General features: G+C 68.7%; 20 protein-coding genes and 1 pseudogene. 8 read left to right on the forward strand and 13 right to left on the reverse strand.

What is annotated here, in order from left to right; genetic code table 11:
- The first annotated feature begins 74 nt into the window (after window positions 1-74).
- On the forward strand, window positions 75-554 hold the full coding sequence (locus OG205_RS00845; RefSeq protein WP_330274272.1) for a MarR family winged helix-turn-helix transcriptional regulator: 480 nt from the start codon (window positions 75-77) through the stop codon (window positions 552-554).
- On the opposite strand, the gene OG205_RS00850 is transcribed toward OG205_RS00845, so the two are convergent.
- A complete protein-coding gene (locus OG205_RS00850) occupies window positions 459-1,403 on the reverse strand; it encodes a helix-turn-helix domain-containing protein (protein ID WP_330274273.1) in 945 nt (314 codons plus the stop codon). The genes OG205_RS00845 and OG205_RS00850 overlap by 96 nt on opposite strands.
- A gap of 70 nt (window positions 1,404-1,473) precedes the next feature.
- Here OG205_RS00850 and OG205_RS00855 point away from each other — a divergent pair, with 70 nt between their 5' ends.
- A complete protein-coding gene (locus OG205_RS00855; RefSeq protein ID WP_330274274.1) occupies window positions 1,474-1,623 on the forward strand; it encodes a hypothetical protein in 150 nt (49 codons plus the stop codon).
- Between the two features lies 1 nt (window position 1,624).
- On the opposite strand, the gene OG205_RS00860 is transcribed toward OG205_RS00855, so the two are convergent.
- Window positions 1,625-2,740 (reverse strand): citrate synthase/methylcitrate synthase, encoded by a 1,116-nt coding sequence (locus OG205_RS00860; RefSeq protein WP_330274275.1) that lies wholly within the window; start codon window positions 2,738-2,740, stop codon window positions 1,625-1,627.
- A gap of 42 nt (window positions 2,741-2,782) precedes the next feature.
- Between OG205_RS00860 and OG205_RS00865 the strand changes: the two genes are divergently transcribed.
- A complete protein-coding gene (locus OG205_RS00865) occupies window positions 2,783-3,904 on the forward strand; it encodes a citrate synthase (RefSeq protein ID WP_330274276.1) in 1,122 nt (373 codons plus the stop codon).
- Window positions 3,905-3,955: 51 nt separating this feature from the next.
- Here OG205_RS00865 and OG205_RS00870 read toward each other — a convergent pair whose 3' ends face one another.
- Complete coding sequence (locus OG205_RS00870; RefSeq protein ID WP_330274277.1) at window positions 3,956-4,816, reverse strand: alpha/beta fold hydrolase; 861 nt, start codon at window positions 4,814-4,816, stop codon at window positions 3,956-3,958.
- 90 nt (window positions 4,817-4,906) lie between these two features.
- Between OG205_RS00870 and OG205_RS00875 the strand changes: the two genes are divergently transcribed.
- Both OG205_RS00875 and OG205_RS00880 read left to right on the forward strand, forming a co-directional pair.
- The gene (locus OG205_RS00875) at window positions 4,907-5,506 is read left to right on the forward strand and encodes a TetR/AcrR family transcriptional regulator (RefSeq protein ID WP_330274278.1); all 600 of its coding nucleotides are present in this window, start codon (window positions 4,907-4,909) and stop codon (window positions 5,504-5,506) included.
- A 59-nt stretch (window positions 5,507-5,565) separates the two neighbouring features.
- Complete coding sequence (locus OG205_RS00880; protein WP_330274279.1) at window positions 5,566-6,663, forward strand: acyltransferase family protein; 1,098 nt, start codon at window positions 5,566-5,568, stop codon at window positions 6,661-6,663.
- Here OG205_RS00880 and OG205_RS00885 read toward each other — a convergent pair.
- The 10 genes and pseudogenes from OG205_RS00885 to OG205_RS00925 form a co-directional block, all read right to left on the reverse strand.
- A complete protein-coding gene (locus OG205_RS00885) occupies window positions 6,626-8,332 on the reverse strand; it encodes a 1-deoxy-D-xylulose-5-phosphate synthase (RefSeq protein WP_330274280.1) in 1,707 nt (568 codons plus the stop codon). The two genes, OG205_RS00880 and OG205_RS00885, sit on opposite strands and share 38 nt — an antisense overlap.
- Window positions 8,322-9,263 carry a 4-hydroxy-3-methylbut-2-enyl diphosphate reductase gene (locus tag OG205_RS00890; RefSeq protein ID WP_330274281.1) on the reverse strand — a complete coding sequence of 314 codons (942 nt, stop codon included), beginning with the start codon at window positions 9,261-9,263 and terminating at the stop codon, window positions 8,322-8,324. Before OG205_RS00890 ends, OG205_RS00885 begins: the two co-directional genes overlap by 11 nt.
- A gap of 22 nt (window positions 9,264-9,285) precedes the next feature.
- The gene (locus tag OG205_RS00895; protein WP_330274282.1) at window positions 9,286-10,332 is read right to left on the reverse strand and encodes a family 2 encapsulin nanocompartment cargo protein polyprenyl transferase; all 1,047 of its coding nucleotides are present in this window, start codon (window positions 10,330-10,332) and stop codon (window positions 9,286-9,288) included.
- 3 nt (window positions 10,333-10,335) lie between these two features.
- Entirely contained in the window at window positions 10,336-11,736 is a 1,401-nt protein-coding gene (locus OG205_RS00900) for a family 2B encapsulin nanocompartment shell protein (protein WP_330274283.1), read from the reverse strand.
- 36 nt (window positions 11,737-11,772) lie between these two features.
- Complete coding sequence (locus OG205_RS00905) at window positions 11,773-12,756, reverse strand: terpene synthase family protein (protein ID WP_330274284.1); 984 nt, start codon at window positions 12,754-12,756, stop codon at window positions 11,773-11,775.
- Window positions 12,757-12,802: 46 nt separating this feature from the next.
- Window positions 12,803-13,852 (reverse strand): annotated as a pseudogene (locus tag OG205_RS00910) (terpene synthase family protein); the annotation flags it as partial.
- A gap of 3 nt (window positions 13,853-13,855) precedes the next feature.
- A complete protein-coding gene (locus tag OG205_RS00915) occupies window positions 13,856-15,262 on the reverse strand; it encodes a family 2B encapsulin nanocompartment shell protein (RefSeq protein ID WP_330274286.1) in 1,407 nt (468 codons plus the stop codon).
- Between the two features lie 281 nt (window positions 15,263-15,543).
- Window positions 15,544-15,642, reverse strand: a complete 99-nt coding sequence (locus OG205_RS46710) for a hypothetical protein (RefSeq protein WP_442916798.1) — start codon at window positions 15,640-15,642, stop codon at window positions 15,544-15,546.
- 25 nt (window positions 15,643-15,667) lie between these two features.
- Window positions 15,668-16,138, reverse strand: coding sequence for a heme-degrading domain-containing protein (locus OG205_RS00920; protein ID WP_330274287.1), 471 nt, complete (start codon window positions 16,136-16,138; stop codon window positions 15,668-15,670).
- Window positions 16,135-17,142 carry a Gfo/Idh/MocA family oxidoreductase gene (locus OG205_RS00925; protein WP_330274288.1) on the reverse strand — a complete coding sequence of 336 codons (1,008 nt, stop codon included), beginning with the start codon at window positions 17,140-17,142 and terminating at the stop codon, window positions 16,135-16,137. The genes OG205_RS00920 and OG205_RS00925 overlap by 4 nt, the downstream gene beginning before the upstream one ends.
- 38 nt (window positions 17,143-17,180) lie before the next feature.
- Between OG205_RS00925 and OG205_RS00930 the strand changes: the two genes are divergently transcribed.
- The 3 genes from OG205_RS00930 to OG205_RS00940 are packed head-to-tail and all read left to right on the forward strand — an operon-like array spanning window position 17,181 to window position 19,361.
- Window positions 17,181-18,155 carry an ROK family transcriptional regulator gene (locus tag OG205_RS00930; RefSeq protein ID WP_330274289.1) on the forward strand — a complete coding sequence of 325 codons (975 nt, stop codon included), beginning with the start codon at window positions 17,181-17,183 and terminating at the stop codon, window positions 18,153-18,155.
- A gap of 10 nt (window positions 18,156-18,165) precedes the next feature.
- Entirely contained in the window at window positions 18,166-18,966 is an 801-nt protein-coding gene (locus tag OG205_RS00935) for a helix-turn-helix domain-containing protein (RefSeq protein WP_330274290.1), read from the forward strand.
- Entirely contained in the window at window positions 18,963-19,361 is a 399-nt protein-coding gene (locus OG205_RS00940; RefSeq protein ID WP_330274291.1) for a VOC family protein, read from the forward strand. Before OG205_RS00935 ends, OG205_RS00940 begins: the two co-directional genes overlap by 4 nt.
- Window positions 19,362-19,398 lie beyond the last annotated feature (37 nt).

Here is a 19,398-nt window from a genome sequence, read left to right on the forward strand (position 1 = left end):
TATTCCCGTATGCTGAACCAGTGACACGATGGTTGGAACCTGAGCAGCAGCAGGCGTGGCGTGCCTACGTCCGCATGCAGGGGGAGCTCAATGCGCATCTGAGCAGGCAAATGTCAGTCGATTCGGACATCTCGATGGCTGACTTCGCCGTGCTGGTGCAGCTCACCGACACGCGTGATGAACGCGTGCGCGTGTTGGAGCTTGCACGGTCCTTGCACTGGGAGAAGAGCCGTATCTCACATCACGTCGCACGGATGGAGAAACGCGGCCTGGTGCGCAGGGAGAACTGCCGCAGCGACGGGCGCGGGTCGTTCGTCGTGCTGACGGACCTGGGCCGGTCGGCGATCGAGGCGGCCGCGCCGTCGCACGCCGAGACGGTCCGCAAACTGGTGTTCGACCTGCTCGACGACTCCGAGGTGACGGCGCTGCGGGAGATCTCCGAGAAGGTCTTCACGCGCCTAACGACAGGAGAATGTGCGGCGGTAATCGCTCGGTGCGATGCCGACGACCCGATGGAAGTGGTGCCGGAGGAGAGCGGCTGTCCCGAAGCCTGACCTGGTCGCGACCGCGTCGACGTCCAGGTCGGTCTCCTCGAGGAGCCTGCGCGCGTGAAGTACCCGTTGGAGTGACAGCCACTTGTTCGGAGTGGTGCCGGTCTCCGCGGCGAACCTGCGCGCGAAAGTCCGTTCGGACATGACGGCGAGCTTTGCCATCGTGGCCACCGTGTGGTTGTCCGCGATCGTGTCGAGCACCTGCTCCAGCACCGGCTCCAGGCTGTCGGAGCTGCACTCCGGGATCGGGAGCTCCACGAACTGCCGCTGACCGCCGTCGCGCTGCGGCGCCACGACCATGCGGCGCGCGATGATGTTGGCGACCTTGGTGCCCAGCTCCCGCCGGACCAGGTGCAGACAGGCATCGATCCCTGCCGCCGTGCCGGCGCTGGTGATGATGTTGCCGTCGTCGACGAACAGCACGTCCGGGTCCATGTGGGCCTTCGGGAACCGCTCCTGGAACTGCCTCGCCTCGCGCCAGTGCGTCGTGCAGTTCCGGTCGTCGAGCAGCCCGGCCGCGCCGAGGATGAAGGCCCCGCTGCACACGCTGAGCAGCGTCGCGTCGGTCTCCTGGAGCGCCTTGACCAGCTTCTCGGGGTAGTGGTCGCGGACCCGCGCGGCGGGCAGTGCGACGAGGTCGACGCTCTGCAGCGCGTCGAACCCGTGTTCCGGCGTGATGCTGACGCCCCGGACGCTCGTCGGCACCGGCTCGTTCGGGAGTTCCCCGCAGACCCGGAAGTCGATCAGCGGCACGCCCTCCTCGGTCCGGTCGATGCCGAACACCTCGCAGAGCAGGCCGAACTCGAACGGCGCGACGCCGTCGATGAGGGGAACCGCCACCGAAGCCAGCATGGCAGGATATTAGCGCGCAGCGTCAGATCTGCCACTGTTGGCGGGATATTGCCGACCATACATTTATGACATGACTCTTGCAGCGATCGTCCTGGCAGTAGCAGCACTCTCCGTCTGGCTCGACAGGCACCGCGACCGCACCGCCGGTCTGGCGGGCTCCTCCGACGTCAACGACCGCGACCGCAGCCGCGTGCGCAACGACCTGCGGTACCTCACCTGATTCAGTGCCCGATGATCTGGGGTTCCGGTCCCGTGTAGCGGGCGACCGGGCGGATGATCTTCGTGTCCTCGGACTGTTCGAGCGCGTTGGCACACCACCCGATCACCCGGCTGCACGCGAACGTCGGCGTGAACATCTCGCGCGGGATTCCGCACTGCTCCATCACCACACCGGCGTAGAACTCCACGTTCGCGTACAGCTGCCGGCCGGGCTTGAGCTCGGCCAGCAGCTCCGTGACCCTGCGCTCCACGGTGACCGCGAACTCCGTCAGCCGCGTGGGCTGCTCGAGCGCGATCTCCTTGAGCAGGCGGGCCCGCGGGTCCTCCGTCTTGTAGACGGCGTGCCCGAAACCCATGATCCGGTCGCCCTGTTCGATGCGCTCCCGCACCCAGGCGTCGATGTTGTCCGGCGTCCCGATGAGGTCGAGCGCCTCCAGCGCCCGGTCCGGCGCGCCACCGTGCAGGGGCCCGGAGAACGTCCCGATCGCCGCCGTCACCGCCGACACGACGTCCGCTCCCGCCGACGCGACCACGCGCGCGGTGAACGTCGACGCGTTGAAGCCGTGGTCGATCGTGGCGATCAAGTACTGCTCGACGGCACGAGCCGCCCATGTTGACGGCTCCTGCCCGGTCAACATGTACAACCAGTTCGCCGACGTTGACAAATCAACCCTGGGGTTGACGGGATCAAGTCCGAGCTTGAGCCGGTGCAGTGCGGCCAGGATCGTCGGCGTCATCGCACTGACCCGCAGCGCGTCCGCCTTCCTGGTGCTCATCGGCGCGTCCCACATCGGCTGTGCCGGCAGCATCGACAACGCGGTCCGCAGCCCGGCCAGCGCCGTGCACCCCGACCGCGCGACGGCGGGCAGCACCTCGCGGATCGCCGCGGGTAGCGGACGCAGTTCGGCGGTCTGGCGGGCGAACAGCGCGGCCTCGGCCGGGTCCGGCAGCCTGCCCTCCGCGAAGAGGAACCACACGTCCTCGAACGACCGCGTCCTGGCCAGTTCGATCGCGTCGTGCTCGCGGTAGTGGTAGTAGCCCGCGGCACCGTTCACGTCCCCGATGAGGGTCGTGGTGACGACGACGTCTTTAAGCCCTTTGGGTGCATCAATCAACATGGACACCAGGCTCCGTCAACATGTCTTGTACAGTCAACGTTGATGGAATCAATGTTGACGACGAATCAAGCTGCTCGCCGCCTGGGCGTGAAACCGGCGACGGTCTACGCGTACGTCAGCCGCGGCCACCTGACCAGCACGAAGGTGAACCGCCACAGCATGTTCGGCGTCGCCGAGGTGGAGGCCCTGGCGCAGCGCACTGGTGCGCGCGGAGCAGTGGCCGCTGTGACGGATCGCATCCGCACCCGCATCTCGCTGCTGGAGAACGACCGCCTGCACTACCGCGGCCGGTCCGTCCCCGAACTCTCGAGCACCAAGCGCTTCGAGGACGTCGCGCACTGGCTGTGGACCGAGATCGACTCGACGGGCATGCAGTTCCCCGAGGGCCAGGAGATCTGGATGGCCCTGCCCGACAGCGCCACCCTCACCGACCGGGTCCGCGTGGCCATCGCGTTGGCCAGCGTCGGCGACCCGCTGCGCTACGACCTGGACCGGGCCGTCACCACGGCCAAGTCCCTGATCGCCGACGTCGTCGAGTCCCTGCCGCTGGTGGGCAGGCCTCAGGGCACCGACATCGCCGAACGCCTGTGGGCCCGCCTCTCGCCGGAGCCCGCCCAGCCGGACCTCCTCAACGCCGCCCTGATCCTGCTGGCCGACCACGACCTGGCCATCTCGACCATGGCCGCCAGGGTCGCCGCCTCGGCCCACGCCAACCCGTACGCCGTCGTGTCCGCGGGCATGGGCGCCATGGAGGGCCAGAAGCACGGCGCCGCCACCACGATCGCGTACCGCTTCCTGCTGCAGGCCCAGTCCGACCCGATGGGCACCGTCGCCGAACACCTGCGCTCCGGCCATCCGATCCCGGGCTTCGGCCACCGCGTCTACTCGGCGCGCGACCCGCGCGCCGACCACCTCTTCGCCCTGCTGCGCGGCCACGGCGACCTGGTGGCGGACAAGGTGATCGCCACCCAGTCGCAGACGTTCCCGAACGTCGACCTGGCGCTGGCCCAGTTCGCGCTGCTGTTCAAGATGGCGCCGGACGCCGGCGAGGCGATCTTCGCGATCGCGCGGATCGTGGGGTGGATCGCGCACGCGATGGAGGAGTACCGGGAGCCTGGGCTGCGGTTCCGGACGATGGGTGTGTACACGGGGGACAGGCCGTAGTCGCGTGAGGCGCCAGGCGACCCCCAGGACGCCTGGCACCGCAGAGCTCGTTCAGTCCGGCAGGCCGGCGTGGTCCTCCCCGGCGAAGGCGAGGATCTGCGCGGTGGTCAGCTCGAGTTCCTCCAGGTTCAGCGCATGGGTCGCCCCAGGCACGATCTCGGTGCGCACGCGCGGGACGAGTGACTCGACGCGCGAGGCGAGTTCCCGCGCGTTGATCAGCGAGCGCTCGCCCAGGACGAAGTAGGTGGGCACGTCGATCGACCGCAACTCCTCGTCGGTGAACACGTGTTGCGGAGCCATCTGGATCTTGTACTTGAGGCCGCGGAACACCAGCGGGCGCATCGTGTGGCGCACGGCGGGATCGCCGGCGCTGACCCGGCGCAGGATCGCGGCGGGCAGCCACCAGCGGAACAGCTCGCCGATGCTCCAGATGACGAACCTCAGGAAGGCGATCCCGAACCCGCCCGGTTCGAACGCGAGGACGCCGGCGACCCCGGTGGGACGCCGGGTGGCGAGGTTCAGGGCCATGTAGGCGCCCCGCGAGATCCCGACCAGGTGGACCTTCTCGTGGCCGAGACCCGCGAGGACGTCGGCGAGCCAGTCCGCCTCGTCGTCGGTGCTCTCCAGGGGCCGGGTCTGGACCGAGTGCCCCGGTTCACCGATCGTGTCGACGGCGTACACGGTGTGCCGCGCCGCCAGTTCGGCGGCGTAGAAGTACCAGGACAACGACGTGCCCATCGCGCCGGGCAGCAGGACTATCGGCGAACCGGTGCCGCTGCGCCGGACGCGGGTCGAGCCGAACCGCGTCTCCACGTCCAGTTCCTCCGACGGCACCGGCCACTTCCGCCGGATCGCCTCGTAGGTGGCGAAGTACCGCTCCTGCGCCTTCTGGTCCACGAACTTCCCGACCATCACACCCCCAGGTTGTTTTTCTAATGCAGATGCAATGTAACAGCGTCGCGCGGTGCTCGTCGACACCGGTCGTTGTGACACAGTGATCACATGCCGAAGCGCGTCGACCACGAGGAGAAACGGCGTGACCTCGCGGAGGCGCTCTTCCGGATCGCTTCGACGCGAGGCCTTCAGTCGGTGACGTTGCGCGCGGTCGCGGCGGAGGCCGGCGTGTCGATGTTCCAGATCCAGTACTACTTCCCGACCAAGGAAGAGATGCTGCGGCACGCGTGGCAGCGGATCACCGAGCTGGGCGCCGAACGTGCCGGGCAGCGCATCGCGGAGGCGATGCGGACGGGTGACGAACGCGCGGTCATGCGGGCATGTCTGCTCGCGGTCCTGCCGACGGACGAGCGCAGCCGCATGCTCTGCGCGGTGCAGATCGCCTACTTCGCGCTGGACGTCACGCGCGGCGGTCAGGCGCCGGACCAGCAGGCGATGATGCCCTACCTCGTGCGCCTTCTCGTCGACCAGCTCGGACTCGCCCGGAAACGCGACCGGGTCCCGTCACACCTCGACCTCCAGCTGGAGGCGGACGCGCTCGCGACCATGACGGCCGGCCTCCTCAGCGCGATGCTGGTCGACGCCTACGACGCGAAGCAGGCCGAGGAGATCGTCGACTACCGGCTCGGCCAGTTGTTCTCCGCCTAGCGAGGGCTGCCTCGCTTGGCCGCTGGCGTGATCGCGTCCCGAAGCGGACCATCGAAACCATGAGATTGTCCGCTGTGGACAACCTGAAGGTGATCCTGGTGGCGTGGGTCATCGGCGGCCACGCGCTGCTGGGCTACGCCGCGATCGGTGGCTGGCCGTACGACGAGGTCAACGAGGTCACGTTCCATCCCGGGGCCGAGACGGTGCTGGCGGCGATGATCGGGCCCTCTGGGCTGTTCTTCATGGGCACCTTCTACTTCATGGCCGGGATCTTCACGCCCGGCTCGATCGAGCGCAAAGGGCGGCAGCGGTTCATCGCCGAGCGGCTCGTGCGGCTCGGCACGCCCTGGATCGTCACCGCCCTGGTCGTCTGGCCGACGTTCGTGTGGATCGCCTACAACGGGGCCGGGCGGGACGTCTCGTGGTGGCAGGCGTTCACGGACCGGCGGCCGTTCCTGGACAGCGGGTCGTTGTGGTTCGTCGGGGTGTTGCTGATCTTCAGCATCGCGATCGCGCTGGCACCACCGATCAAAGAGCGGGCCATCACGACGAAGACCGTCGTCGGCATGACGATGATCGTTGCGGGGACCACGTTTCTGACGCGGCTGGTCTTTCCGGCGCGCAGCGGGCAGGTCGGGGATCTGCACCTCTGGTGGTGGCCGCAGTGCCTGGGGATGTTGCTGCTGGGGGCGATCGGCGGGCGCAAGCTCGCGGAACGGGTGCCGGACGAGATCTATCGGATGACCCGCAACGTCGTCATCGGGACGATCGTGGTCCTGCCGGTCGCGGCCGCGCTGATGGGCGTGCTGGATCTGGCCAGGAGCGCGGAACCGTTCCTCGGCGGGTTCACCTGGCAGGCCGCGATCCTCGCCCTCATCGAGGGAATTCTCGTGGTGGCGGGGAGTTTGTGGCTGATCGGGCTGGCGCAACGGCGGCTGACGCGCCAGGGGCCCTTCGCGGAGGGGCTGGCGCGGTCCGCCTACGTCGCGTTCGTCGTGCAGGGGCCGATTCTGCTCAGTCTCGCGACCGCCCTGCGCCCGCTGGACCTTCCCGCCGAGGCGAAGGCGCCGCTGGTGGGTGCGGGGGCGATCGCGTTGTCGTTCGCGATCGGCTGGTTCGTCACTTCACGCCGAGGCGCTTCAGCACGCTCGTCGTGATGCCGGCGGCGTCCAGGCCGTGTGCTCGCAGGATGCGGGCGCGGGAGTCGTGCGGCAGGAAGCGTGGTGGCAGCGCGAAAGTCGCCACGCAGGTCGAGGAACCGGCCAGCGCCTGACCCAGGCGGGCGCCCAGGGCACCGGTCGACGTCGTGTCCTCCACCGCGAGGACCAGGCGGTGCTGGCCGCTGTACTTGACCAGGTGCGGGTCCAGGGGAGCGGTCCAGCGCGGGTCGACCACGGTGACTCGGACGTCGTGCCCCGCGAGTTCCTCCGCCGCGGCCAGGCACTGGCCGGCCAGAGGACCGACCGCGATCAGCAGCACCTCGGCGTCCGGTTCCTCACGCAGCACGTCGAAGTGGTTCACGCGCCGCAGTGCGGGCACGTCCGGGCCGACGGCGGCCTTCGGATAGCGCACGACCGTCGGGCCGTCCGACACCTCGACGGCCTCACGCAGCAGTGCGGCCAGAGAAGCCGGATCGCGGGGTGCTGCCAACCTCAACCCAGGCACCACGGGCAGCACGGAGGCGTCCCACATGCCGTGGTGCGACGCGCCGTCCGGGCCGGTCACGCCGGCGCGGTCCAGCACGAACGTCACCGGGAGCCGGTGCAGGGCCACGTCCATCAGCAACTGGTCGAAGGCGCGGGACAGGAACGTCGCGTAGACGGCGACGACAGGGTGCAGGCCGCCCATCGCCATGCCGGCGGCGGACGTCACGGCGTGCTGCTCGGCGATCCCGACGTCGAAGACGCGCGCCGGGAAGCGTTCGGAGAAAGGCCGCAGCCCCACCGGTTCCAGCATCGCCGCGGTCAGGCAGACGACGTCCGGACGTTCCGCGCCGATCGCCACGATCTCGTCCGAGAACGCGTCGGTCCAGGTCCGTCCGCCGGAGGCACCGGACGCGCCGACGGCGTGCATGCGGTCGGCCTCGTCGGACTCCGCGGCCTCGTATCCCTTGCCCTTCACCGTCTTGCAGTGCACCACGACCGGGCGACCGAGGGACTTGGCCTCCCACAGGGCGTTCTCGACGGCGTGGACGTCGTGCCCGTCGACCTCACCGATGTAGGCGAGACCCAGCGCCTCGAACAGGTGCCGCGCCGAACCGGCCAGCAGGGACGCCGCGAAACCACCGGTCGTCGGGTCGTAGGAACGGCCGTTGTCGTTCAGCAGCACCACGACCGGACGAGAAGCGCCGCCGATGTTGTTCAGGGCCTCCCAGCACATCCCTCCGGTCAGCGCGCCGTCGCCGACGATGGCGACGACCCGGCGATCGGTGCCGCCGAGTTCGAACGCCTTGGCCAGACCGTCCGCATAGGACAGTGCGGTGGAGGCGTGCGAGTTCTCGATGACGTCGTGTGCCGACTCGGCGGCCGACGGATAGCCGGACATGCCGCCGGCCTGCCGCAACGAGTCGAAGTCGGAGCACCGGCCGGTCAGCATCTTGTGCACGTACGACTGGTGCCCGGTGTCGAACAGCACCACGTCGGCAGGGGAGTTGAAGACCCGGTGCACCCCGATCGTCAGCTCGACGGCACCCAGGTTCGGGCCGAGATGACCACCGGTCCGGTGCACCTTGGAGATCAGGAACGACCGGATCTCCGCTGCCAGCGAAGAGAGTTCGGAGGAGGAGAGCGCCCGGACGTCCGCGGGCGAGGTGATGTCAGCCAGCACGGCGCACCGCCAGCGGCAACGTGAAGGCGATCGTCTCCGTCGCGGTCGTGTGGGTCGACACGGAGACGGAACCCAAGGCCTCCAACGCCGCCACGACCTCGTCCACCAGCTCAGGGGGCGCTGAAGCACCTGCCGACAGCCCCACCGACGACACACCGGAAAGCCATGCCGGGTCGATCTCGGAAGCGTCGTCGATCAGATAGGCCGGAGTGCCGCCACGGGCGGCGAGCTCGACCATCCGCACCGAGTTGGAGGAGTTCTTCGATCCCACCACCAGCACCAGGTCTGCCTGAGCGGCGACCTCGCGGATGGCGACCTGCCGGTTCGTGGTGGCGTAACAGATGTCATCGGAACCAGGGCCGCGCACCTGCGGGAACTTCCGCTCGAGCGCCTCGATCACCTCGGTCGTCTCGTCCACGGCCAGCGTCGTCTGCGTCAGGTAGGACACCGGACCGGTGATCTCCAGAGCCTCGACGTCGGCCACGGTCTCCACCAGCACCATCTGGTCGGGAGCCTCGCCGAACGTGCCCTCGACCTCCTCGTGCCCGGCGTGCCCGATCAGCACGATGGTGTCGCCGCGCTCGGCGAAACGCCGCGCCTCGGCGTGCACCTTCGTCACCAACGGACAGGTGGCGTCCAGCACGTCCAGCGAGCGGTCCCGCGCCTCAGCGCGTACGGCGGGAGAGACGCCGTGGGCGGAGAAGACCGCCGTGGCACCGAAAGGCACCTCGGACAGCTCCTCCACGAACACGGCGCCACGAGCCTCGAGCGAACGCACGACGTGGACGTTGTGCACGATCTGCTTGCGCACGTAGATGGGGCCGCCGCGTTGGTCCAGCAGTCGTTCCACGATCTCGATGGCCCGCTCCACCCCGGCGCAGAACGACCGGGGTGAGGCGAGCAGCACCGAACGCGGCGGATGTTCCGTCATCTAGTGCCTTCCAAAAGGGGATTCAGTGGTCCCGGTGGGTGACCAGCTGGGCGAGCGTGCCGAGCTCCACCGCCGCACGCGCGGTCGGTGAGGCCTCGCCGAGATGAACCAGTGCCTGCGTGTGGAGTTCATCGGCCTGCGTCTGGCTCCACGCGCGACCACCGGCCATGTCGACCAGGGATGCCGCCCGCGCAAGCGTTTCCGCGTTCATCTCCTGCTCGCCGAAGTACAACGAACCCAGCTCCGCGGAGGCGGGCGCGCCGGCGTTCAGCGCACGAACGACGGGCAGGGACTTCTTGCGGTTCACCAGGTCCGAGTGCGCGGCCTTGCCGGTCACCGCGGGGTCGCCCCAGATGCCGAGCAGGTCGTCCACGTGCTGGAACGCCAGACCCAGCTCGGCGCCGTAGCCGCGCATCGCCTCGACCTGCTCGTCGGACCCGTCGCCGTACAACGCGCCCAAAGCCGTCGAGGCGCCCAGCAATGCACCGGTCTTGCCTCGTGCCATCTGCTCGACCTCGGGCACCCGCACGTCGCACCGCGTCTCGAAGTCCAGGTCGTACGCCTGCCCGTCGAGCAATGCCACCGTGGCGTCGCCGAGCGTCCGGATCGCTTCCAGGGCACGCGGATGCCCCGAGGCCGCGAGGACGTCGACGGCCAGCATCTGCAGCGCGTCACCGGCCAGGATCGCCGCGTTGACGCCGAACACGGTCCACGCAGTGGCCCGGTGGCGCCGGGTCGTGTCGCGGTCCATCACGTCGTCGTGCAGCAGCGAGAAGTTGTGGATCAGCTCCACCGCGACCGCCGCCGGGACGGCGGAGGAGGCCGTGCCGCCGACGGCCTCGGCCGCCAGCAGCACCAGCGCGGGACGGATCGCCTTGCCGCCGTTCTCCAGCACCGGGTTGCCGTACTCGTCACGCCACCCGTGGTGGTACTCCGCGATCGTGCGCATCGACGGCGGCAACTGGTCGACGGCCTTGCGCAGAGCCGGAAGCACGAGGCTCCGGCTCCACGCGAGCAGCTCACCCGACGGCCTGCCGGCCGCCAGCGGTTCGGTCATCTCGGCTGTCATGACTTAGAGACCGATCTCCACGTTCTCCAGCACACCCAGCGCGTCCGGCACGAGAACGGCCGCCGAGTAGTACGTGGACACCAGGTACTTGAGCATCGCGTGCTCGTCGATGCCCATGAACCGCACGTTGAGGCCGGGCTCGTACTCGTCCGGGATGCCGGTCTGGCGCAGGCCGACGACGCCCTGCTTCTCCTCGCCGAGCCGCATCGCGATGATCGACGTGGTGCCGTTCTTGTTGACCGGGATCTTGTCGCACGGCGCGATCGGGATGCCGCGCCACGACTGCAGTTGCTTGCCCTCGAGGTCCACGGTCGGGGCGTACAGGCCGCGCGAGGACAGCTGCCGGCCGAACGCCGAGATCGCCTTGGGGTGGGCCAGGATCAGCTTGGTGTTGCGGCGCCGCGAGATCAGCTCGTCCATGTCGTCGGGCGTCACCGGGCCGGAGCTGGTGCTGACCCGCTGCTTGAGGTCGGCGTTGGCGAGCAGGCCGAACTCCTTGTTGTTGATGAGTTCGAACTCCTGCCGCTCGCGCAGGGCCTCGATGGTCAGCCGCAACTGGTGCTCGACCTGGTCCATCGGCTGGCTGTAGAGGTCGGCCACGCGCGTGTGGACGCGCACGATCGTCTGCGCCACCGAGAGCTCGTACTCGCGGGGCCGCAGCTCGTAGTCGACGAACGTGCTGGGCAGCGTCGGTTCGCCGTCGTGGCCGGACGAGATGTCGATCTCGGCCTCGCCGTGCTTGTTCGACGCGTTCGTCGGGTTCGCGAGCTGCTGCTCGATGTGCTGGCGCAACGGCTCGATCTGCCCGTTGAGCTGCCGGAACGCCGCCCGCGACAGCACGACGGCCGTCGTCGGCGTCAACGCGCGCGCGGTGAAGCTCCAGTTCTTGTCGGAACCGGAGAGCACCGGCTCGTCGCCGATGTACTCGCCGTCCGCGATCGTGCCCAGCGCCACGTCGTCGCCGTACTCGCCGAGCCCGGTCTTGGTGACCTTGCCGTGCGCGATGACGATGATCTCGTCGACGGACTCGCCGCGGTGCGCGATCACCTCACCCGGCAGGTACTCGCGCTGCTCGAAGCGGTTCGCGACGGCGGTCAGCGCCGCCTCGTCCTCGAACCCGCGCAGCAGCACGAACTCGGCCAGTTCCTGCGGCACGATCCGCACCTCGGAACCCACCGAGGTGAACGTGACCCGGCCGTCGCCGATCGCGAAGGTGAGCCGGCGGTTGACGCGGAAAGCACCACCCTTCGCCTCGACCCAGGGCAGCATGCGCAGCAGCCACCGGGGCGAGATCCCCTGCATCTGCGGTGCGGACTTGGTGGTCGTCGAGAGGTTGCGAGCCGCCTTCGTGGAAAGGCTCAGCTGCCCGCCCTCGACCCCAAGGCCCGGATCGGTAACAGTCACTGGAAGTCCTGCCAATCTGTTGGTGCTGGGTTGGAACTAGCGAACGAGAACTGCTGCCGTGCCGAGACCGGACGGCTGGTGGAACGACTTCCGGTTGGGGACCGGGGAGAAGCTGAATCGGCCGGATCTCTGCGTCCAGAGGAGCTCACCGGCCAGCCACGACTTCAGTGCCTCGACGTACCGGTGCAGTCCGGCCTTGGCCTCCGCGTCGAGGCCGTACTCGTCGGCGATGGACGGCAGCTCACCGATGATCGAGCCGATCTGCCGCAACCGGGCCGCGATCAGGTCGCCGACGACCGAGACGGCCTGCGGAAGGTCGCAGTCGAAGAACTGCTGCACGGCGAGGACGGCGCTGGTCGAGCTGCCCCCGGTGGCGTAGAGGAGGTCGAAGCCGACGATCTCCTGACGCAGAGCGGGAACGTCGCCGAACGAGTCCACCAGGGCCCGCATCGTGCTGTTGCGCAACAACTCCGCCGGCAGTTCCGCGCCGACGGACTTGCGCGCGAGCTTCGCGGACAGCTCCGTGGCGATCGACCGGCGCCGCATCTCCACGAGGTCGATCGGGTCGGGCACCCTGCCCTGCGCGGTGTTGTGCAGCTCCCACAGCAACGCGTCGAAGAACTCGACCAGGTGCTCCTGGTCCTCGTTGTCCAGAGTGGACCGCGAGACCAGGTCGGCCAGACCCCTCTCGGCCGGGTTCGACGAGGGGAGCGAGCCGCTCAGCACCGACTTCAGCGCGGCCACGAACGCCCTGCCGCCCGCGACGTTGCGAGGCCGGAGGAAGCCGGCCTGGAACGCGTCGGTGACGTAGAAGCCCCACGTGTGCCAGTCGTTGATGTGCTTGAGGTCGTCCAGGGACGCCGTCGGGTGGGTCAGCGGGCCGAAGCCGCCGTAGTCCGCGGCGTCGTAGAACGCCTCGGTCCACGGCGCGCCGCTGAGCATGCCCATGTCCCGAACCCACGTCTTCGTGTGCTGGCGGACGCGGTCGACGTGCGGTGAAAGCCTTGCGGCGAAAGGCATGTCGAACGAGGGAACCTCAACCACGAGCCACCCCCAGCCACGCCGCGGACGTGCCCAGGCCGGTCGGCCCGCGCAGGATCGTGCGGAAGAACGCGGAGTTACCGGCGCCTCCCTCGACTTTCGTGTAGCGGCCCGCGTGCAGGTGCCACTCGTGGCCGCCGGACTGCCAGTCCTGCAGGCCCTTCACGTACTTGAGCACGCGGGCCTGCTCCAGCGCGTCGACGCCGTTCTCGGAGAACAGCACGGGCAGTTCGGTGAAGACGGTGTTCTCGAACTGGTGCAGCCGCGAGGTCAGCAGCGTGTTCACGGCCTCGACCGCGGTCTGCGTGTCGTGGCCGAAGAACTTCTCGAACACGAGCACACCGTTGGAGTTCTCGCCCTCCCGCAACACTTCCCGCTCGTACGAGAAGATGTCGTTGCGCAGGTGGATCGCGTCGGAGAACGTGTCGGACAGGACCCGCAGCGGCCGGGTGCCCGCGATGGACGCGGGCACCTCGGCTGCTTCGGAGACCTCCACCAGGTTCGCCGACCACGGCGCGCCGCCGACCTTGCGGCGCATCTCGATGTACTCGATCGGGTTGGCGACCGTGCCGCTCTCGATGTTCTTGATCTCCCACATGCACTCGAGCAGCAGGTTGTGGGTGCTCGTGGTGAACCGGCGCCGCCAGTCCTGCGACATCAGCGGAATGGTCCGCTGCCACAGGTCGACGAGGCCTCGTTCGGTCGGGTTCTCCGGCTCCGGCCACGGGTCCGTGCCGTTGAGGGGCATGAACGCCGGCAGCCGGTCGAGATACGCCTTCGCGCCCGCCACGTCCTTGGTCTGCTTGAACTCGGCGAAGAACTCGTCGTCGAAGTAGAAGACCCAGACGTACCAGTCCGTGATGAGGTCGAGGATCTCCGCGGGCGCGTCCGGATGGGTCCACGCGCACATGTGCCCGTAGTCGTCGCCCGCGAGGATCTCGTCGGTCCACACCCCGGTGTCGAGCATCCCCATGTCCCGCGCCCACTGCGTCGAGTGGGTGCGGGCGCGTTCGAGGTGGGGGTTCATCCGCGCCGGGTGCGGCACGTAGAACTCCGGCATGGTGAAGGAGGCCAAGACCTATCCCTCGCGGCCGAGCTCGACGTGCTCGAGCACGCCGATCGCGTCCGGCACCATGATGGCGGCCGAGTAGTAGGCGCTGACCAGGTAGTTGATGATCGCCTGGTCGTTGATGCCCATGAACCGCACCGACAGGCCCGGCTGGTACTCGTCCGGGATGCCGGTCTGGTGCAGGCCGATGACGCCCTGGTTCTGCTCGCCGGTGCGGATCAGCATCACCGACGACGTGCGGGTGTCGGAGACCGGGATCTTGTTGCACGGCAGCACGGGGACACCGCGCCAGGCGGGCACCTGCTGGCCGTTGAAGTCGATGTGCTGCGGGTAGAGGCCGCGCTTGTTGAGCTCACGGCCGAACGCCGCGATCGTGCGCGGGTGCGCGAGGAAGTACCCGGGGTCCTTCCACACGATCGACAGCAGCTCGTCGAAGTCGTCCGGGGTGGGCGGGCCGGACCGGGTGTGGATGCGCTGCTTGAGGTCCGCGTTGTGCAGCAGGCCGAACGACCTGTTGTTGACGATCTCGTGTTCCTGGCGTTCGCGCAGGGCCTCGATCGTGAGCCGCAACTGCTGCTCGACCTGGTCCATCGGGTTGTTGTAGAGGTCCGCGACGCGGCTGTGGACCTGCAGCACGGTCTGGGCGACGCTCAGCTCGTACTCGCGCGGCGACTGCTCGTAGTCGACGAACGTGCCGGGCAGGACGGGCTCGCCGTCGTGACCGGACGACATGCCGATCTCGGCCTCGCCGTGCTCGTCCTGGGGCTTGTTGCGGCTGTTGAACGTCTGCTGGATGTGTGCGCGCAGGCCGCCCGCTTCCCCGTTGAGCGCCTGAAAGTCCTCCCACGACAGCGTGAGCACGGTGACCGGCGTGACGGCCTTGGCGGTGTACTCCCACTCGCCCTGCGGCCCTGCCAGCACGGTCTCGCCGAAGTACTGGCCGTCGGCCAGGTTGCCGAGCACGGTGTCGCCGCCGTACTCGCCGGTGCCGATCTTGTCGACCTTGCCGTGCGCGATCAGCACGACGGTGTCTTGCGGGCGGCCCTTCTCGACGATGACGTCGCCGATGCCGAACTCCTGCTGCGTGAAGCGGCCGGCGAGCGCCGCGAGGACCTCTTCGTCGTCGAAGCCCTTGAGCAGCGCGAGTTCGGTGAGCTCCATCGGCACCACGCGGATCTCCGCGCCGATGTTCGTGAACGAGACGCGGCCATCGCCCAGCGTGTAGGTGAGCCTCCGGTTGACGCGATAGGCACCACCGGCCGCCTGCACCCAGGGGAGCACCTTGAGCAGCCAGCGGGAAGTGATTCCCTGCATCTGCGGGACGGACTTGGTGGTCGTGGCCAGATTACGTGCGGCGGCCGTGCCCAAACTCAGCTGCTGACGGCCCTCATTGAGGTCAGAATCCGTCACAGTCACAACCTGCACCCACCCATCTCAATGCGCTAATGGACCAATCCGATAAGCCGGAACGGACGTTAGTTCGCGCTGATGAGCACTGTGAAGAGGCCAAAAAGGCGTCATTCGGGTGGGTGGTTTACGCCTGATGATGCTACGGAGCGTACAACTGCTGTCGTACGCAACCGCTCTTGTATCCGCAGGCGGGTGACCGAGTGCTATTCGTTCGAATATGGAATAGGACACTCGTTTGGCCCAGTAGGATCACTCTTTCGAGCGTGCGGGCGGCCCTTGTGCGGATGCTATGCACAACCACTTCGAGTGGAACGGAATCCACTCGAAGTGGTGTGTATCAATACGACGTCACGGCTCTCGGTGATACTGGCAAGCGTTAACCGGATTTTGTACCAACGGCTATTCGTGCTATTACGCTTCGCGGCCGTTCAGGAATGATTCCAGCTCGGTGACGACGAACGCGTGGTCCTGTGCCTGGGGCAGTCCGGAGACGCCGACGGTGCCGACTGGACCCGTGCCGCGCAAGATCACCGGGAAGACGCCGCCGTGCGCCGCGTACAGCGCCGTGTCGAGACCCGACTCGGTCTCGAACGTCGAGCCCTTCTCGCGGAACGTCGTGCCAACGTAGAACGAACTGTGGCCGAACAGGTCGACGACACGCGCCTTGCGCTCCAGCCACCTGTCGTTGTCCGGCGCGGTGCCGGGCAGTGCGACGTGGAAGAGCCGGTGCCCGTTGCGCTGCACCGAGATCGCGATCGGCAGGCCCTGCTCCTTGGCTGCGGCGAGCAGGTGCAGGCCGAGTTCGATCGCGACGTCGTTGCCGAAGCGCGTGAACTGGAGCTCGCGTTCCTGGGCCAGGAGTTCCTCGCTCGTGGGGTTCACAGCTCCACCACCCGGTTCTCGCGCGCGGACGTGAACGCGGCCTCGATGACCCGCAGAGCGTCCACGGCGCTCGCGGGGTCGACGGGGACGCGTCCGGCCCGCAGTTCGGCGTAGAAGTTCTGGTAGGCGCCGGGTTCGACAGCTACCTCGGTCGTGTCGTCGAGGATGCCGAGCCGTCCGGTGCGGGACTCCTCGCCCCAGCCGGGGTCGGACGGGCGGCGGCCCGCGTCGAGCGCGTCCTCCTGCTCGTCCAAGCCGCTGATCTCGAACGCGCCCTCGCTGCCGAGCAGCCGGAAGCGCGGCCCGAGGCTCGCCGCGTGCGCGTTGGCCCAGAGGTGGGAGCGGACGCCGTTCTCGTGCGTCAGCGCCACGAACACGTCGTCGTCCACCTGCGCGCCGGGGCGGCGCCGGTCGAGTTCGGCGTAAACGATCTTGACCGGTCCGAACAGCTGCAGCGCCTGGTCGACGAGATGCGCGCCGAGGTCGTAGAGCAGGCCGCCGGCCTCTTCCGGCGCGCCGAACTCACGCCAGTTGTCCCAGATCTCCGGCACCCAGCGGTCGTAGCGGGACTCGAACCGCCGAACCTCACCCAGTTCGCCGATGATCTTGCGGACGGTGAGGAAGTCGCTGTCCCAGCGGCGGTTCTGGAAGACCGTGAGCGGCACCTGTGCGGCCTGCGCGGCGGCCACGAGCTCCGCGGCCTCGGCCGACGACGGCGCGAACGGCTTGTCGACGACGACCGCGACACCCTTGCCGATGGCGCGCTTCGCGTACTCGACGTGCGTCTTGTTCGGCGTGGCGACGACGATGAGGTCGAGGTCCAGCTCGAACAGCTCGTCGGCGGTGACGATCTTGGCGTCCGGGTGCGCGGCACGGGCCTGTGCCTGTCGTTCCGGGTTCGCCGTGACGATCGCGACGAGGTCCATGCCGTCCGTGGAGGAGATCAGCGGGGCGTGGAAGACCCGCCCCGCTATGCCGTAGCCCAGAAGTCCGACTCGAGTCATGCTTCCGATTAAAGCAACGCTGTTGAATAATTGCGACCGTGGACCTCACCTCGCTGCGTTCGCACAACGACAGGACAGTGCTCAGACTGGTCCGCTCCGGTGCTCTGAGCAGGGCTTCCATCGCCGAACAGGCCGGACTGACCCCGCAGGCGGTGTCGAAGATCGTGGCGAGGCTCATCGAGGCGGGCCTGCTGGAGGAGACCGGCGCCGTGCGCGACGGGGGCCGCGGCAAGCCCAGGATGTCGTTGCAGCTCGCCGCGGGTGGGGCTTACGCGTACGGGGCCTACGTCGACCGCGACGAGCTGCGGGTGGTGCGGCTCGACCTGACCGGCGAGGTGGTGTCGGCCGAGGTCGCGCCGCTGGCCCCGATGTTCACGCCGGACGACGTGCTGGACGCCCTGGAGCCGCTGGTCACGGCCGGGGAGAAGGTGCTCGGGCTGGGCATCGGCATCGCCGGCCCGCTGGACTTCCGCGACGGCGTGGTGTCGCCGAACGGCCTGCCGGGCTGGTCCTCGGTCCCGTTGAAGGCGCTGGCCGAGGAACGGCTCGGGCTCCCGGTCGTCGTCGACAAGGACACGAACGCGGCCGTGCTCGCCGAGGCGTGGCGACGACCGTTGCGGGACGCGGCACTGGTGTTCGTGGGCACCGGCCTGGGCGTGGGGCTGCTCCTCGGAGGAGAGGTTCATCGCGGCGCACGCTCGGGGGCGGGCGAGTTCGGGCACACGACGATCCAGCTCGACGGGCCGCTGTGCGTGTGCGGACGGCGCGGGTGCGTCGAGGCGGTGCACGCGACCGCGTCCGGCGTGGAGGCGGCACGGGTGCTCGGCGCGGCGGTCGCGAACCTGGTGCAGCTGCTGGACCTGGACCAGATCGTCCTGAGTGGACGGAGAGTGCTGGAGTCGCCGGAGCTGTACCTGCGGGCGATGCCGGACGTGGACGTGAGCGTCACGTCCTACGGCCCCGATCTGGTGCCGGTAGGCGCCGGGCTGCTGGTCCTGGGCGAATTGTTTTAGCATCGACAGCGTGGACGTCGAGCACGTCGTCGGCCTGCCGCACCCGCGGCTGCGGCCGTTCGTCACGCGGTACTCCGGGTATCGGATGCGCACCGAGCCCGGCATTCACCGCGGCCTGCCGTCGCGCTCGCTCACGCTCGTGGTCACGATGGACGGCACGGTCGACCTGTCCGAGGGCCGGTTCGCCGCGCTGTGCGGCGGGTTGCACGACGAGGCCGTGATCATCACCCACGACGGGTTCCAGCACGGCGTCCAGTGCGACCTCACGCCGTTGGGGATGCGGGCGTTCTTCGGCATGCCGGCCGGCGAGCTCAGCGCCGTCACGGTCGGGCTCGACTCCCTCGACGCTCCGGCCGCCGAGCTGCGCGAACGGCTGCAGGACGCGCCGACGTGGACGGATCGGTTCGCGCGCCTGGACGAGATGCTGGGCGGCCTGGTGAAACCGGTGCGGCAGCAGGTCGAGGTGGCGTGGGCGTGGCAACGGCTCGCGGCGGGGGCGCCGGTCGCGGAGATCGCCGCCGAGGTCGGGTGGAGCCGGCAGCACCTGAGCGCGCGGTTCGCGGCCGAGTACGGGCTCACGCCCAAGGTCATGGGCCGCGTGATGCGGTTCGAGCGGGCGAACCGGATGCTGCGCGGCGAACGCCGGCCCACGCTGACGGAAGTGGCCGCTGCCTGCGGTTACACCGACCAGGCGCACTTCAACCGGGACTGGCGCGCGCTGTGCGGGGCGACCCCGACCGAGTGGATCGCGGCCGAGCTTCCATTCGTACAAGGCAGCGAGCACGGTCAGGGCGCAGAGTTGCCGTCATGAGCACACCCGCACCTACCTGTTGGCCCTGTTTGTCCTATCAGGACGCTCCTACCGCGATCCGCTTCCTCGTGGAGGCGTTCGGGTTCAAGGAACACCTCGTCGTGCCAGGGGAGGCCGACGGCGAGGTCGTGCACTGCGAGATGGTCTGGCCAGAGGGCGGCGGCGTCATGCTGGGGTCCGCCGTGCGGTCGGTCGGCGAGGTCGAGGCGACCAAGGTCGGCGCCGGCTCCATCTACGTGGTGACCGACCGGCCCGACGAGCTCCACGCGCAGTCGCTGGCGCACGGGGCCACCGAGATCCGCGGTCTGCGCGACGAGGACTACGGCTCGCGCGGCTTCACCGTGGCCGATCCCGAGGGCAACCGCTGGAGCTTCGGCACCTATCGCGGAGCGTGAAGCAACCTTCACGCGCTGTTTGGAGTCTTCCCCGGAG

Source organism: Lentzea sp. NBC_00516, assembly GCF_036346835.1.
Classification (GTDB): domain Bacteria; phylum Actinomycetota; class Actinomycetes; order Mycobacteriales; family Pseudonocardiaceae; genus Lentzea; species Lentzea sokolovensis.